The 15,105-nt window shown below is 40.5% G+C and carries 13 protein-coding genes; 3 read left to right on the top strand and 10 right to left on the bottom strand.

The features are described from left to right. Positions 1-50 precede the first annotated feature (50 nt). The 8 genes from purD to FTT94_RS01500 form a co-directional block, all read right to left on the bottom strand. Positions 51-1,334: a phosphoribosylamine--glycine ligase gene (purD, locus tag FTT94_RS01535; protein ID WP_078193712.1), complete on the bottom strand. Its 1,284-nt coding sequence runs from the start codon at positions 1,332-1,334 to the stop codon at positions 51-53. 130 nt (positions 1,335-1,464) lie between these two features. Continuing rightward, positions 1,465-3,039 (bottom strand): bifunctional phosphoribosylaminoimidazolecarboxamide formyltransferase/IMP cyclohydrolase, encoded by a 1,575-nt coding sequence (purH, locus tag FTT94_RS01530; protein ID WP_180170109.1) that lies wholly within the window; start codon positions 3,037-3,039, stop codon positions 1,465-1,467. 95 nt (positions 3,040-3,134) lie between these two features. Then, positions 3,135-3,404 (bottom strand): DNA-binding transcriptional regulator Fis, encoded by a 270-nt coding sequence (gene fis / locus FTT94_RS01525; RefSeq protein ID WP_001086304.1) that lies wholly within the window; start codon positions 3,402-3,404, stop codon positions 3,135-3,137. A gap of 392 nt (positions 3,405-3,796) precedes the next feature. Further along, positions 3,797-4,681 (bottom strand): DUF3426 domain-containing protein, encoded by an 885-nt coding sequence (locus tag FTT94_RS01520; RefSeq protein WP_180170108.1) that lies wholly within the window; start codon positions 4,679-4,681, stop codon positions 3,797-3,799. Positions 4,682-4,699: 18 nt separating this feature from the next. After that, the gene (prmA, locus tag FTT94_RS01515; RefSeq protein WP_180170107.1) at positions 4,700-5,602 is read right to left on the bottom strand and encodes a 50S ribosomal protein L11 methyltransferase; all 903 of its coding nucleotides are present in this window, start codon (positions 5,600-5,602) and stop codon (positions 4,700-4,702) included. 126 nt (positions 5,603-5,728) lie between these two features. Then, positions 5,729-6,616, bottom strand: coding sequence for a bile acid:sodium symporter family protein (locus FTT94_RS01510; protein ID WP_180170106.1), 888 nt, complete (start codon positions 6,614-6,616; stop codon positions 5,729-5,731). A gap of 75 nt (positions 6,617-6,691) precedes the next feature. Beyond that, positions 6,692-7,570 carry a bile acid:sodium symporter family protein gene (locus tag FTT94_RS01505; protein WP_180170105.1) on the bottom strand — a complete coding sequence of 293 codons (879 nt, stop codon included), beginning with the start codon at positions 7,568-7,570 and terminating at the stop codon, positions 6,692-6,694. Positions 7,571-7,717: 147 nt separating this feature from the next. Continuing rightward, positions 7,718-8,068 (bottom strand): hypothetical protein, encoded by a 351-nt coding sequence (locus FTT94_RS01500; RefSeq protein WP_078188731.1) that lies wholly within the window; start codon positions 8,066-8,068, stop codon positions 7,718-7,720. A gap of 253 nt (positions 8,069-8,321) precedes the next feature. Between FTT94_RS01500 and mnmG the strand changes: the two genes are divergently transcribed. The 3 genes from mnmG (at position 8,322) to FTT94_RS01485 (ending at position 12,192) form a co-directional block, all read left to right on the top strand. After that, positions 8,322-10,202, top strand: coding sequence for a tRNA uridine-5-carboxymethylaminomethyl(34) synthesis enzyme MnmG (gene mnmG, locus FTT94_RS01495; protein ID WP_180003879.1), 1,881 nt, complete (start codon positions 8,322-8,324; stop codon positions 10,200-10,202). 343 nt (positions 10,203-10,545) lie between these two features. Beyond that, positions 10,546-11,751 (top strand): 3-(3-hydroxy-phenyl)propionate transporter MhpT, encoded by a 1,206-nt coding sequence (gene mhpT, locus FTT94_RS01490; RefSeq protein WP_180170104.1) that lies wholly within the window; start codon positions 10,546-10,548, stop codon positions 11,749-11,751. Positions 11,752-11,865: 114 nt separating this feature from the next. Continuing rightward, the gene (locus tag FTT94_RS01485) at positions 11,866-12,192 is read left to right on the top strand and encodes a hypothetical protein (RefSeq protein WP_078193710.1); all 327 of its coding nucleotides are present in this window, start codon (positions 11,866-11,868) and stop codon (positions 12,190-12,192) included. A gap of 72 nt (positions 12,193-12,264) precedes the next feature. Here FTT94_RS01485 and glnG read toward each other — a convergent pair whose 3' ends face one another. Both glnG and glnL read right to left on the bottom strand, forming a co-directional pair. Then, a complete protein-coding gene (glnG, locus tag FTT94_RS01480) occupies positions 12,265-13,740 on the bottom strand; it encodes a nitrogen regulation protein NR(I) (protein WP_168377613.1) in 1,476 nt (491 codons plus the stop codon). Continuing rightward, positions 13,730-14,836 carry a nitrogen regulation protein NR(II) gene (gene glnL, locus FTT94_RS01475; RefSeq protein WP_078188727.1) on the bottom strand — a complete coding sequence of 369 codons (1,107 nt, stop codon included), beginning with the start codon at positions 14,834-14,836 and terminating at the stop codon, positions 13,730-13,732. Before glnL ends, glnG begins: the two co-directional genes overlap by 11 nt. Between the last annotated feature and the right edge of the window lie 269 nt (positions 14,837-15,105).

Below are 15,105 nucleotides of genomic sequence, written 5' to 3'. Positions count from 1 at the left end.
ATTAAAAAAAACCCGCATTTAGCGGGGTTTTTATTTAATTCGATGAATGATTAAGCATTTTCACGAGCAATTGCGCGGTAACCAATATCTTTACGGTATTGAACACCATCAAAAGTCACTTTTTCGCATAGTTCAAGCGCTTTGGCTTGTGCTTCACCAATCGTGTTGCCTAGAGCAGTCACACAAAGTACACGACCACCAGCAGTCACAATGTCACCATTCTCAAGCGCTTTTGTACCTGCATGGAATACTTTTGCATCAGCCATTTCTGTGTCTAAACCAGAAATCACATCACCATTGCTAGAAGTTTCTGGGTAGCCTTTAGATGCAAGTACGATACCTACAGTCTTGCGCTCATCCCATTCAGCTTCCGCAGGTAAGTTACCAGCGATACCAGCTTCAACCAAATCAACTAAAGATGATTTTAAACGCATCATAATTGGTTGAGTTTCAGGGTCGCCAAAACGACAGTTGAACTCGATCACTTTTGGTTGACCTTGTTCGTCAATCATTAAGCCTGCGTATAAGAAACCTGTATAAACATGACCGTCTTTTTTCATACCTTCAACGGTAGGACGCATCACTTCATTCATGGTTTTTTCAAATACGTCAGCAGTCACAACAGGCGCAGGAGAGTAAGCACCCATACCGCCAGTGTTTGGACCTTGGTCACCTTCAAAGATACGTTTGTGATCTTGAGACGTTGCCATTGGCAAAATGTTGTCGCCATCAATCATACAAATGAAAGACGCTTCTTCACCCGCAAGGAATTCTTCGATCACTACACGTGAGCCAGCATCACCAAATTTGTTGCCAGCCAGCATGTCATCAATCGCATCAAATGCTTCTTGATTGGTCATCGCAACGATTACGCCTTTACCTGCTGCAAGACCGTCAGCCTTGATTACAATCGGCGCACCATTTTTTTCTACAAATGCTTTAGCCGCATCTACTTCTGTGAATACATCATAGAAAGCAGTTGGAATGTTGTGGCGTTTTAAGAAGTGTTTGGCAAATGCTTTAGAGCCTTCAAGCTGCGCTGCAAATTGAGTTGGACCCCAAATTTTTACACCTGCTTCACGGCAAGCATCCACCACACCATTTACAAGTGGTGCTTCAGGGCCAACCACGATTAAATCAACGGCATTGTTTTTTGCAAAGTCGATAATTGCAGCATTGTCTAAAATGTTAAGTGCAACATTTTCGCATTTATTTTCAGTTGCAGAACCCGCATTACCCGGTGCTACAAATACTTTTGCGACTTTGTCATCTTGTGCGATTTTCCATGCTAATGCATGTTCACGACCGCCATTACCCAAAACTAAAATATTCATCGGTTCATACTCCATGAATCGAAAATGACATAAAGTCCTCAGCCTAAAAATAGGAGAGGACTTTATGCAAGATTAGAAATCTGTTTTAAACCACATGTATGACTTTGTCATTACATTCTAAGCACTGTGCTTAGTGGCGGAAATGACGCATGCCAGTGAAGACCATTGCAATACCCGCTTCATCAGCAGCAGCAATTGTTTCTTCATCACGCATAGAACCACCCGGTTGGATAATGCATTTGATACCCGCTTTCGCAGCGTTATCAATGCCATCACGGAATGGGAAGAATGCGTCAGATGCCATTACCGCACCTTCAACCACTAAACCAGCATGTTCAGCTTTAATTGCAGCAATACGAGCAGAGTTAACGCGGCTCATTTGACCTGCGCCAACACCAATGGTTTGACGACCTTTTGCATAAACAATAGCGTTAGACTTAACGTATTTCGCAACTTTCCAAGCAAAGATTAAGTCATCAATTTCTGCTTCAGTTGGCGCACGTTTAGTCACAACTTTAAGGTCATCTTTCGTGATCATGCCTAAGTCTTGGTCTTGAACCAACAAACCGCCATTCACACGTTTGTAATCTAACTGAGCTTTACGTTCAGTAATTGCAGGAAGCTCGCCGCATACGAGTACACGTACGTTTTTCTTCGCGCCAGTCACTTCAAGCACGCCTTCAGCAACGCTTGGAGCAATGATCACTTCAACAAATTGACGGTCAACAATGGCTTGCGCAGTTGCAACATCTAATTCGCGGTTAAATGCAATGATGCCGCCGAATGCAGATTCAGGGTCAGTTACATAAGCAAGGTCATAAGCCGCTTGGATGCCGTCTAAAGATACTGCTACGCCACATGGGTTTGCGTGTTTAACGATTACACAAGCAGGTTTAGCGAATGATTTAACACATTCAAGTGCTGCGTCAGTGTCTGCGATGTTGTTATAAGATAGTTCTTTACCTTGAAGCTGTTTCGCAGTTGAAACTGAAGCTTCAGTCGCTGTGTCTTCTACATAGAAAGCAGCAGATTGATGCGGGTTTTCACCGTAACGTAAGTCTTGAACTTTGTTCAATTGAGTATTGAAAGTACGCGCAAATTTATCTGCTTGACCTTCTTCCTTACCTACGCGAGCGCCTAAGTAAGAAGCGATCATACCGTCGTATTGAGCAGTATGTTCAAATGCTTTAACCGCAAGGTCAAAACGAGTTGCATGTGAAAGTGAACCTTCAGCTTTAAGCTCAGCAACGACAGTTGCATAGTCAGCAGCATTTACCACGATACCAACAGAAGCATGGTTTTTCGCAGCAGCACGAACCATAGTCGGACCACCGATATCGATGTTTTCAATCGCATCAGCAAGTGAACAGTTTGGTTTTGCAACAGTTGCAGCAAACGGATAAAGGTTAACAACAACTAAATCGATTGCATCGATGTTGTGTTCAGCCATCACAGCTTCGTCTAGACCGCGACGAGCTAAGATACCACCATGAATTTTCGGATGTAGCGTTTTTACACGGCCGTCCATCATCTCTGGGAAACCTGTGTGCTCTGAAACTTCAACTACGGCAACATTATTGTCTTTCAACAATTTGTATGTTCCGCCAGTAGATAAAATTTCTACCCCTAGAGCAGCAAGTTCTTGTGCAAATTCAACAATTCCAGTCTTGTCAGACACAGAGATTAAAGCGCGTTTAATAGTCATGATCTTCGTCACAGTTTTCAAGGAACAGATTAAAACAAAATTAGCAAAATGCAGGTTAAAAAAAATGCCTGCGGAAGCCGCAAGCATTTTATCATTTATTCACTCATTAAACCGTGAGCTTTCAACTTTTTACGTAAAGTACCACGGTTTAAGCCGAGAATCTCAGCAGCACGGGTTTGATTACCACGTGTATATTCAAGAACTACAGATAGAAGAGGCTTCTCCATTTCCGCCAGCACCATATCGTATACCTGAGATGGTTGCTCGCCTTGCAATTGTGCAAAGTAATGGCGAACTGCGCGATCTACGTGAATACGAAGAGCGACATCAGATTGTGCAGTAAAAATAGGAGATTTGCTATTCATGCGAATTAATCCGAAAAATCAAATATCACTTGGGTAAAGTGATTTGTTAAAAGTGGTCTATAAACTTGAATGAACTCCGTTTTAGTTCCTAATGCGGAGTTCTAAAACTTGTACATTACTTGTAGCTTGACACAACTCGCAAAATTGTTCGAAAAATAAGCGTAACAATAGATTAATAATTGTTACAGCCTAAAAAACAAACAAAAAATCTACTCAATACGCAATAAGTAATAAAGCGCACGGTTGGGATTGTATTTGTTGTGAAAAATTAGCGAGGAGTTTGCAGCACAAAGCTTTCGTGGCGCGTATCATACCATTGTCTAGGAAAAAGTGAGCAAGAAAACTGCATTTTTTTTATGTTTTTTTTACTTTTTTAATAGTTTTTTTCAATATTAGGGGCGAATCAACTCAATTGAATAATTATCGAAGCTTTTGCGTGCAATCGGTAAGCTAAATTGGAATTTAAAAGGACTACTTTTTGGGATCCGTTGGATACCATGCAGACTTTTATCCAAATACTCTTCAGGTAAAAGCGTATAGTTTGCTATTTCAGCACCATTTTCTTTTAGTGAAATTTTCATATTGGGTAAGGCAAGGCTACGGTCATGAAAATTGATCATTTCACCTGTAAAACGTGTTTCATTATTTCCAATGCTACGAATTTTGACTTTTTTGGTACTAATTAAACTGTAATGTTCCTCTAGACGTGAACAATTGAATACATCACAGACCGCAGTAAATGCAGCACCCATCACTGGACTATTTTTTAAATATTGAGGATTGAACCAGAAAAACTGGAATATAAGTGCACCAAATAAGAAAGCATTAATACAGAACCACATAAAATAATTCAGTGGTGTACGTTTTTTATCCTTTTCAGCCTGTTCTGCCCAATTTACAGCAGGCAGGTTGCCGATTGGTTCGGTGCTGAAATAATTTAAGTTATTTAAATAAGTTTTTAGATCGATATTAGAGTTTTCGACTTTTTGATCAAATAGTTTTAATAAATGGTGGGTTGGTGTTTCTTCAACAGTCACTGGTGTAATCGTATTATTAAATTCGCTGACATTAATAATAGTATTGGAGTTTTTTTGCGGTGCATTTTCTTGCTCAGGGGTAGAAAAAGACAACGCTTTATCTACCACCAAATGAGACAGTGCATTAAAAGATGTAGAGCACTTTGGGCAACAAACCATGCCCTGAGCGACAGTAAGCTGCGGAACAGTTACTTTATATGTTGTAAAACAAGTTGGGCAGTTAGTTAATTTGTCGCTCATAAGTACACATTTTAAATTTTAATACTGTTGGCGTTTACCCGAAATTCGGCACCATGTTTCGTCACGTTTTTCTACGTCTAATATATCAAAAAATTCAGAATAAACACTAGAAACATCAGAAACTTGCTCTTCAATTACACCTGCAAGTGCGAACTCGCCCTCAGATTTAATTAAAGTTGAGAATTCTGCAGCCAAGGCCATTAGAGGGCCTGCAAGAATATTAGCAACAAACACATCGGCTTTTTGTCCAGCAAGCTCTTGGTTGAACTCTTCAGGTAGGCCTACATACAGATTTTCGAGTACACCATTCAATTCGGCATTTTGTTGTGTTGCTAAAACCGCTTGTGGGTCAATATCAGTGGCATAAACTTTTTTTGCACCCAAAAGTAAAGCGGCAACACCTAAAATTCCAGAACCACAACCGTAGTCGATTACGATTTTATCTTTAAGGTCAACTTTACCTAACCATTGTAGGCATAAGAATGTTGATGCATGGTTACCAGTACCAAATGCCAGACCTGGGTCTAGTTTGATGTTTACGGCGTCTGATTCTGGCGCTTCCATCCATTCTGGTACGATCCAGTATTTTTCACCAATTTGAATAGGCTCATAAGCATCCATCCATGTGCGTTCCCATTCTTGGTCTTCAATGAATTCGCTACGCATTGGTGCTTCAGGAAGTTGAGCTTTAATAAATGTTTCTAATGCAGCAACATCAATTTCTTCATCATCTTCTTGTGCATATATACCAGTTACGATCACTTTATTCCAAAGTGGTGTTTCACCTGGAAGTGGTTCAAGTAAATCCTGATTTTCTGCATCATCTAGCGTGACACTGACTGCACCTAAAGAACTGAGCAGCGTTTCAGTGTAATCAACTTGAGCTTTTTCAACAGTAATATGAATTTGTAACCACTTCACGGACATAACCTAAATGAGTTTTATAAAAAGCTATTGTAACGGAACTCGGCAACTTGCAGCTAGCGATTATCAAAATTGACAAAAAATAAAAGGATGCACGTGGCATCCTTTTAACTTTTAAGCGCCTTAGCTTTTAATTGTTTCTGTTGTAGTTGTCGAGAGCGGTGCAAAACGTGTAATTAGGAAGCCAAATACAGCGGCAAAGATGTACATAAAGATTGAATATACTGCCGCAGGCATTGCAACTGCAGAACTGGCCATCACTGTTAAGGCGATGGTCATGGCTAGCGTACTGTTATGAATCCCGATTTCAAATGCACAAGCACGTGCCTGAGCACTATTGATGCCGAACAGTCTTGGAACAAAATAACCGATACATAAGCTGAAAATACAGAATAGAACCGTAGCTAAGCCAACTTGGGTTAGATAAGCCGCAATATTATGTCGTTCAGAGTAAATAGCACCGATAATAATTAAGATGAGAAACACCACAGCAAAGATACGGAGTGGTTTATGCAGTTTCTCAGTCAGTTTAGGTGCATAGTGACGAAGCAGCATGCCTATACCGACAGGGATGATAATGATGCCGAAAACTTGGAGTATTTTTCCAAATTGTAGGCTGATTTGTTGACCTTCTTGCATGAAGTGCATGATCGAAAAATTCACGATCAATGGAAGGGTTAATGCTGCAATGACAGAGTTGATGGCAGTCAGGGTAATATTTAAAGCCAAGTCACCTTTAAATAGATAACTAAATAAGTTCGCTGTACTACCACCGGGTGAGGCTGCGAGTAGCATCAAGCCGACTGCAAGCAGTGGTGGTAAAGCCAGCAGTTTACATAATAAAAAGGCAATGCCGACAAGCAACACGAGTTGGCAAAATAAAGCAATCAACACGGCTTTAGGATGTTTGGTGACACGTGCGAAATCTTTGGGGGTAAGTTCTAGCCCAAGCCCGATCATAATAAAGGCCAGTGCTAATGGCAAAAGAACCGTAATAATTCCAGAATCCATCTTATTTATTCTCCTTGAGCATATTTAATGGTTTTTCACCAAAGTCCTTATGGTGATTGCGTTAGAAAAAATAGTTTAGGTTTTCACTTGTTGAATCAGGTGGCTGCCACGGCGCGTCAAAATAAAACCAAATAAGGTTGCCAATAAATACATAAAAATAGAATAAACACCGGCAGGTATCGCCACTGTGGTGTTTTCAAGCACACTCAGTGCGATGGTTAACGCGATACTGGTGTTATGAATGCCAATTTCAAAGGTACACGCACGTGCCTGCTTTTCCGGTACACCTGCGAGGAACGGAATTAGGTAACCCAAAAATAAGCCACTAAAACAGAGTAAACAGGTCGCAATTCCGACGCTGGCAAAATACGTAATAATGTTGGATTGTTCACGCAAAACTGCGAGTGTAAAGATAAGAATTAATAAGAAAATAGACAACATTCGCATCGGCTTGTTGACGTGATATGCAATGGTCGGAAAGGAGTTTCGAATAAACATACCGAAACATACCGGTATCAAAATAATCAGAAATACATGGGTGATCTTGTCGATAGGCATGCGAATACTTGTACTTTCACCAACAAAATGCAAAATGGATAGATTGACGATAAAAGGCAATGTAAAGCACGAAACAACTGAGTTGATGGCTGTTAAGCTAATGTTTAATGCAACGTCACCTTTATATAGGTAGCTAAAAAGGTTAGCAGTGGGGCCGCCGGGTGAAGCCGCAAGCAACATGAGCCCGACCGCGAGTAAAGGGGGTAACTCCAGCAACTTACACAGGAAAAACGCAATACTGGTCAGTAGAATTAGTTGAGTAAATAAAGCGATGAAAATGACTTTTGGATAGCGTCCAACGCGTAAAAAGTCTTTGACTGAAAGTTCAAGCCCCAAACCCATCATCATAATGGCTAAAGCGATGGGTAGAAAAAATGCAAATAATCCCGAATCCATGGAATTTCCTGATATTTTTATCCTTATAGTGTTTTTGAGTTTATCTCAGTTTAATAAATAAGCAATAAATAAAAGCGAGTAAAAACTGATGTTTTACCCGCTTTATTTTTGATCTGTTAATTGGTCGATATTTTCATCGACAACTGTTTATTTAGGACGAGGAGGAGTGAACCCTAAAGCACATTTTCCTTTAATTTCTTGTCCATTAATCGTTGCAGTAGTGGCTTTTGCATCTGCACTACATGTGCTTAATAATTCGGCTTCTTCGCCATGAAGATTTGCATTTTTGGAAGAGCTAAAAAATTGTGGTTCGCAGGTACCATTCCAGATAATACCGCGATAGGCAAATGATACTTGAGCGCCTTGGCTTTTACCTTTACAGACTTGTTGATATCGCTGTGCATCATACACTTTCTCAACTTTATCATTGGCTGAGGCAGCAAGTGGTGATAAACATAAACCGCATAAAACCGTGGATAGCAAAATATTCTTATTCATGCTTATAGTCCTTATGATTCTCATGGGATCTATAACAGAATAAAAAATCATCAGAATAAAACAACAATCTTCGAGTAACATTTGCTTGAGAAATGTATATTTTTATATGGAATATGCAAAGTATGTATGTTCATAAAGAAATATATAGGCATAAAACAGTAGTCAATAACAATAAAATCGAGTTAATCAGTCAACTTATCGGTGAATTTTTGCTATAATCTTCCGTCATCCTTTTTTAATCTCCTTTACCACTATGCATTATCCTAAAGTTTACGATGTCATTGTTATCGGCGGCGGTCACGCGGGTACTGAGGCAGCTCTTGCTGCGGCACGTATGGGTCGACAGACTTTACTCTTAACTCATAATATTGAGACTTTAGGGCAGATGAGCTGTAATCCAGCCATCGGTGGTATTGGTAAATCACATTTAGTACGCGAAATTGATGCGCTTGGCGGTGCAATGGCATTGGCTGCTGACAAAGGTGGTATTCAATTCCGTATTTTAAACTCACGTAAAGGTGCGGCTGTTCGTGCGACTCGCGCACAGGCTGACCGTATTCGTTATAAAGCTGCGATTCGTGAAACCTTAGAAAATCAAGCGAACTTGGATATTTTCCAACAAGCAGCTGATGACCTTATTGTTGAAGGCGATACCGTTAAAGGTGTAGTCACCCAAATGGGTATTCGCTTTGATGCGAAAACTGTTGTATTGACTACAGGTACATTCCTAGGTGGTGTGATCCACGTAGGTCTAAATAATGCTTCAGGCGGTCGTGCGGGCGATCCTCCTTCAATTTCATTGGCTGCGCGCCTTCGTGAATTGAACTTACCTGTAGGTCGTTTAAAAACTGGTACACCACCACGTATCGATGCACGATCAGTTGATTTCTCTGTGATGACGCCACAGCCGGGTGATTTCCCATCTCCGACTATGTCATTCATGGGTGATGCGTCGATGCATCCTGAGCAAATCAATTGCTATATCACACATACCAACGAGAAAACTCACGATATCATTCGTGGCGGCTTAGACCGTTCACCAATGTATACTGGTGTGATTGAAGGTGTGGGTCCACGTTACTGCCCATCAATTGAAGATAAAATTCATAAATTTGCCGATAAAGATTCGCATCAAGTGTTCTTGGAACCTGAAGGTCTAGATACACATGAGCTTTATCCAAATGGTATTTCAACTTCATTACCATTCGATGTTCAGTTTGAATTGGTTCGCTCGATTCGTGGTATGGAAAATGCGCACATTTTGCGTCCGGGTTATGCAATTGAGTACGACTATTTCAACCCACAATCATTGAAATTCTCTTTAGAAACCAAATCGATTAATAACCTGTATTTTGCAGGTCAAATTAACGGTACAACAGGTTATGAAGAAGCGGGAGCGCAAGGTTTGCTTGCAGGCTTAAACGCAGCACGTCGTGCATGGGATCAAGAGCAATGGACACCAAAACGTGATGAAGCGTACATGGGCGTGTTGGTTGATGACTTGATTACTCTCGGTACTAAAGAACCGTACCGTATGTTCACGTCACGTGCGGAATACCGTTTGATGCTTCGTGAAGACAATGCGGATCAGCGTTTAACTGCCATTGGTCGTGAAATGGGGCTGGTAGATGATGCGCGTTGGGATTCGTTCTGCCAAAAAATGGAAGCTGTAGAAACGGAGAAAGGTCGTTTACAACACCTTTGGGCAGCGCCAAACAATCCACTAGGCAAAAAATTCGTTGAAATGACTGGCGATGACCTGTCAAAAGAAACCAATGCAATTGATTTGCTCAAACGTCCAAATATCAACTTTGCGCAAATTGCTGAATTGACGGGTTCTGAAGTTTCAGCATTTGTGGGTGAGCAAATTGAAATTGCTGTGAAATATGCAGGTTATATTAACCGTCAGCAAGAAGATGTTGCGCAAATGAAGCGTTTGGAAGATACGCGTATTCCAGCTGATTTTGATTATGATGTCGTTTCTGGTCTTTCACGTGAAATCACCATGAAGCTGAAAAATGTATTGCCTGAAACATTGGCACAAGCAAGTCGTATTCCAGGTGTAACACCTGCGGCTGTTCAATTGGTGATGATTACGATTCGTAAGAATAACCAAGCTAAAAAATCTGCATAAGATTTTGAGTTAAATAAAAAACCCGCTCAGTTGCGGGTTTTTTATTGCCAATAAATTATTGGCTGTTGGTATTTGATCGGATTAAATGAATATTTTGATCATCATTAGTTTTAGCTATGGTTTGATTATTAAAATCTTCCATAAACCTAAGTGATTGATAATGAATTATAAATACAAAAAATAAGATCTAAAAACTATTGATATACAAAGTTTTAAGTCTTAATGGTGGGCTTTTGGTCGTGTGAATTCCGACCTTAGTAGTGGTATTTATTCTACCCAATAAAGCCGAAACTTCAGGGCATGGCGTACAAGTGGGTTTACGCTACATGAATGGAGTTCGATTATGGCAAATCAACAATCGGGAAAAATGCAAAAAATTCTAACAGTATTTTTGTGTTTCTGGGTGGCATTTTTTGAAGGTTTTGACCTACAAGCACCCGGTATCGCAGCAAAAGGAATCGCAGCGACATTTTCCTTAGATCAAGTGCAAATGGGCTATGTGTTTAGCTTAGGTGTGTTTGGTATGTTATTTGGCGCGTTCTTTGGGGGGCGTGTCGCTGACTATTTGGGACAGAAGAAAGTCCTGATGCTGTCGATTTTTATCTTCGGTGTATTTATGTCGATTACGGCAGTTGCACCAAGTATTGAAATTTTATATATCGCACGATTCTTTACAGGTTTAGGTTTGGGTGCTGCGATGCCAACGATGATCTCGGTGGTGGGTGATGAAGCGACGGATGCTAACCGTGGGCGCTTAAATAGTTTGATGTACTGTGGCTTACCCGTAGGTGCAATCTTTGTTGCTGGCTTGGGTATTATTTTTAAAGATATCTCTTGGCATACACTGTTTTTAATTGGTGGTTTAACGCCTTTAATCCTGATTCCATTCATGGCGATTATCTTAAAGGATAAACGTATTGAAAAAGTTCAGGCAGAAAGCAAAGAAGCGGTTCCTCCGATGGGGCAAATCCTTTTTGCTGAACAGCGTTATAAGTATACATTGCCGCTTTGGCTGAGTTTCTTCTTTACCTTAATGGTGAACTATATTCTGATCAGTTGGTTGCCTAACTTGCTTATGGAACAAGGGTTGGAAAAGCAACAAGCTTTTATGATCATGTTGATGTTCCAAGTGGGCGCAGTGATTGGTACGCTGGGTTTAGGCTACTTGCTGGATCGCCTAAAATTATGGCAAATGGCAGTGATTATCTATTCAGGTTTGTTTGTGGCATTATTTGTGCTGTTTACAACAAATTCCATTCCTGTACTCATTGCTGCAGGCATCATGGGCGGAATTTTCTCTACAGGTGGTCAATCGATTTTGTATGGGATCTCTCCAATTTTCTATACACCAGCTGGGAAAGTGACAGGTGTGGGAAGTGCAATTTCATGGGGACGTTTGGGTGCAATGACAGGTCCATTACTTACAGGCAAGATTTTGGCGCTAGGTCTAGGAACGACAGGTATTTTAATTGCAAGTGCGCCGGGTATTGCTTTGTCGGCTATCGCGGTGGCTGCATTATCTGCCTATAAGTCATCCCTTAAAAAATAGTCAAAACCAGTCATATTTAAAGGAGCTACGGCTCCTTTTTTATTGAATAAATATCTTTAGCTGAAACTAAGTTTTGTTAGAATAAATCTAATATTTATGAATAAATTTACTTTTATGTCTTATCAATTGATCGAACTTGATATTTCTCCCTCAGATAACATTCAGTGTCCACATTGCCAGCAGCAAGTGATTGATTGGTCAGAAGAGCAGTATGTGCAGCCATGTGAGCATGTGCTGTTTATTGCAATGGATATTGGTTTTGAGTTTATTACCGATGAATTTGAGCAAACCATGCAGCATACAGTCGATGACTTGCATGCCAATGATGATCAATATCATATGTTTACTGAAATTACCGCCTCAAGTTTCCCTGAGTTTCTGATATATAAGTCTGATTTAGGGGTGGAAGGTTATTCACGTTATGTCGGCTTTACGGCATAAAATATTGCTAAAAAATCTCTAAATAAAAAAAGCCAGTCAAGTGACTGGCTTTTTTAATGTTAATCAAAAAAATTAACTTTCTAATTCTTCTTCGACATCATCTTCGGCACTGTCCATACCGAGTTCTTTGAGTTTACGTGTGAGGGTGTTACGGCCCCAACCTAAAAGTTCTGCTGCATGGCGCTTACGCCCACGTGTTTGCTGTAGTGCAGCATTGATGAGGGTGCGTTCAAACATTGGTGTGGCAATGTCGAGAATTTTCATCTCACCATTTTTAAGTTTTTGTACTGCCCATTGACCAAGTAGCTCATCCCAATGATGCACACCGATGCGATCAATCCCTTGAGCAGCAGGGTTACCATCTGTGCCTTGAATTGGAATCTGTTTTAATTCAGAAGGTAAATCTTCTGGATACACTTCACGGCCTGTGATCATAACCGTTAACCAACGACAGGTATTTTCAAGCTGACGCACATTACCTTGCCATGGTAGTTTTTGCATGTATTCTTGCGTTTCAGGACGCAGAATCTTCGGACTTACCCCAAGTTCTTTACCTGCACTTGCTAGGAAGTGTTGTGCAAGCATCGGAATATCTTCACTACGATGTGCAAGTTTTGGAATATGAATACGAATCACGTTTAGACGGTGGTACAAGTCTTCACGGAAGCGACCTTCATGTACTAACTTTTCTAAGTCTTGGTGCGTTGCCGCAACGATACGGACATCCACCTTGACCGGGATGTGACCACCAACGCGGTAGAATTCGCCATCCGCTAAAACACGCAATAAGCGGGTTTGGGTTTCAAATGGCATGTCACCAATTTCATCAAGGAAAAGAGTCCCGCCATTGGCTTGTTCAAAACGCCCTTGACGCTGTGTGTTGGCACCGGTGAACGCGCCTTTTTCATGACCAAATAATTCAGTTTCGATCAAATCCTTTGGAATTGCCGCCATGTTGAGCGCAATAAAAGGTTTGTTGCCACGTGGTGAATGCTTATGCAATGCATGCGCAACCAATTCTTTCCCCGTGCCTGATTCACCATTAATTAATACGGTAATGTGTGATTGAGAAAGACGACCAATGGCACGGAAGACTTCTTGCATAGCAGGAGATTCACCAATAATCTCTGTAGATTGAATCGGTTGAACGGTTTTTGCAGATTCTTGTTGTTGTAATTTGGCAATATGTAAAATTGCACGGTTTACAAGAGCTAAGGCTTCATCAATATCAAAAGGTTTTGGTAGATATTCAAAAGCACCCGTTTGATAGCTCGACACAGCAGATTCTAAATCTGAATGTGCGGTCATGATAATTACAGGTAAGTCAGGGTAGTTGCCTTTGACTTTACCTAAAAAGGTCAGTCCATCAATACCCGGCATACGGATGTCTGTCAAAATAACATCTGGCGCATCGACACTTAACTGATCTAAAGCGGATTGTGCTTCTTCAAAACTGGTAACATCAAAACCTTCTTCTTTGAATGTTTTTTCCAGCACCCAACGCATGGCGCGATCATCATCGATGACCCAAATCTTATTACGCGACATGATCTGACTCCCAAGGTAAATATAGGCTAAATACTGTTTTTCCAGGAACTGATTGGCATTCAATCATTCCGTTATGTTGATGCATAATATTTTGTGCAATGCTAAGGCCGAGACCTGTGCCTTTCGCTCGTCCTGTCACTAATGGGTAAAATACGGATTCTAATATTTCTTGTGGGACACCTGGTCCATTGTCCTCGATATCAATGCGTACCGCAGAGCGTTTTAATACACCGTTGATGGTGACTAAACGTTGAATACGTGTGCGCAAAGTGAGTTCTGGTTGGTGCTCAACAAAGAACTCTTTGTTTTCCGTCATCGCCTGAACAGCATTGACACTGATATTCAGCATGACCTGAATTAATTGATCACGATCTGCCAGTACATCTGGTAAAGAAAGGTCGTAATCACGGGTGATTTTAATTTTCTTTTTAGTTTGGTTGACGATCAGTGAACGAACACGTTCAAGGGGTTCATGGACATTGACTGGTTCGTAACTTGGTAATTGTCTTGAACCAAGCATAGTGTCAGCAAGATTACGTAATCGGTCCACTTCACTAATAATAATGTCGGTGAATTCGCTGTACTTCGGATCATTTAAACTACGCGCTAAAAGTTGTGTCGCCCCACGGATACCACCAAGTGGATTTTTAATTTCATGAGCAACACCACGAATCAGTTGTCGTGCAACTTGATGTTGTTGAATCAGGTTTTCTTCTTTAGAGATTTTCAACATCCGGTCGATTTGATTGAGTTCAATCAATAGCAACGGGTGGTAGGGTTTGCCAGAGTTGAGCTGTGACACGGTGTAATCAACATGAATGTCTTTAAAGTTGACATTAATCGTTGCTTCTCGGCGCGTATAGTGCTGACCGGAAGTTAGTGTATTCATTAATGCATCATGCGTATTGAACTCATCATCGGGCATATGGAGTAAATTTAATACAGGCTGACCTGATGCACGAAGTAAGCTGATGTCAAAAAGCGCTTCACAAGATGAATTTAAATAAAAAATATTCAGGTTGCTATCGACCAATAAAATGGCAGTGGTTAAATTATCCACTAAAAGCCTGTAATCAATCGTCATAGTCTGATCCATTAGCGAGAGGTTCCTGTCTTAAAATGGCGCAATGGCATCTTCATAAAGCAAATCGTTCAATCTAATAAGGTTCGAATTGATGCAAGTTATGCAAGATATAAGCCAACTATTTGAGAAATACGCTAAGTTTTGATGCTTATTTGAATAAATGCGCTTATTTAAGACTTTAAATAAAGTGTATAGCCGATTAAAAACAGGCTGTAAATCAAAAATGCATTAAAATGGTGCAAATGAAATTATATGGATGAATTTATAGCATTATTTTGGTG

The organism is Acinetobacter sp. YH12027 (assembly GCF_013420085.1).
GTDB classification, from domain to species: Bacteria; Pseudomonadota; Gammaproteobacteria; order Pseudomonadales; family Moraxellaceae; genus Acinetobacter; species Acinetobacter amyesii.
Note: the sequence above shows the minus strand (reverse complement) of the source record. Positions and strands in the feature narration are given on the sequence as shown.

Coding starts and splice junctions, on each gene's coding strand:
- purD (WP_078193712.1), bottom strand. CDS start 1,334: ATGAATATTTTAGTTTTGGGTAATGGCGGTCGTGAACATGCATTAGCA.
- purH (WP_180170109.1), bottom strand. CDS start 3,039: ATGACTATTAAACGCGCTTTAATCTCTGTGTCTGACAAGACTGGAATT.
- fis (WP_001086304.1), bottom strand. CDS start 3,404: ATGAATAGCAAATCTCCTATTTTTACTGCACAATCTGATGTCGCTCTT.
- FTT94_RS01520 (WP_180170108.1), bottom strand. CDS start 4,681: ATGAGCGACAAATTAACTAACTGCCCAACTTGTTTTACAACATATAAA.
- FTT94_RS01510 (WP_180170106.1), bottom strand. CDS start 6,616: ATGGATTCTGGAATTATTACGGTTCTTTTGCCATTAGCACTGGCCTTT.
- FTT94_RS01505 (WP_180170105.1), bottom strand. CDS start 7,570: ATGGATTCGGGATTATTTGCATTTTTTCTACCCATCGCTTTAGCCATT.
- FTT94_RS01500 (WP_078188731.1), bottom strand. CDS start 8,068: ATGAATAAGAATATTTTGCTATCCACGGTTTTATGCGGTTTATGTTTA.
- mnmG (WP_180003879.1), top strand. CDS start 8,322: ATGCATTATCCTAAAGTTTACGATGTCATTGTTATCGGCGGCGGTCAC.
- mhpT (WP_180170104.1), top strand. CDS start 10,546: ATGGCAAATCAACAATCGGGAAAAATGCAAAAAATTCTAACAGTATTT.
- FTT94_RS01485 (WP_078193710.1), top strand. CDS start 11,866: ATGTCTTATCAATTGATCGAACTTGATATTTCTCCCTCAGATAACATT.
- glnG (WP_168377613.1), bottom strand. CDS start 13,740: ATGTCGCGTAATAAGATTTGGGTCATCGATGATGATCGCGCCATGCGT.
- glnL (WP_078188727.1), bottom strand. CDS start 14,836: ATGGATCAGACTATGACGATTGATTACAGGCTTTTAGTGGATAATTTA.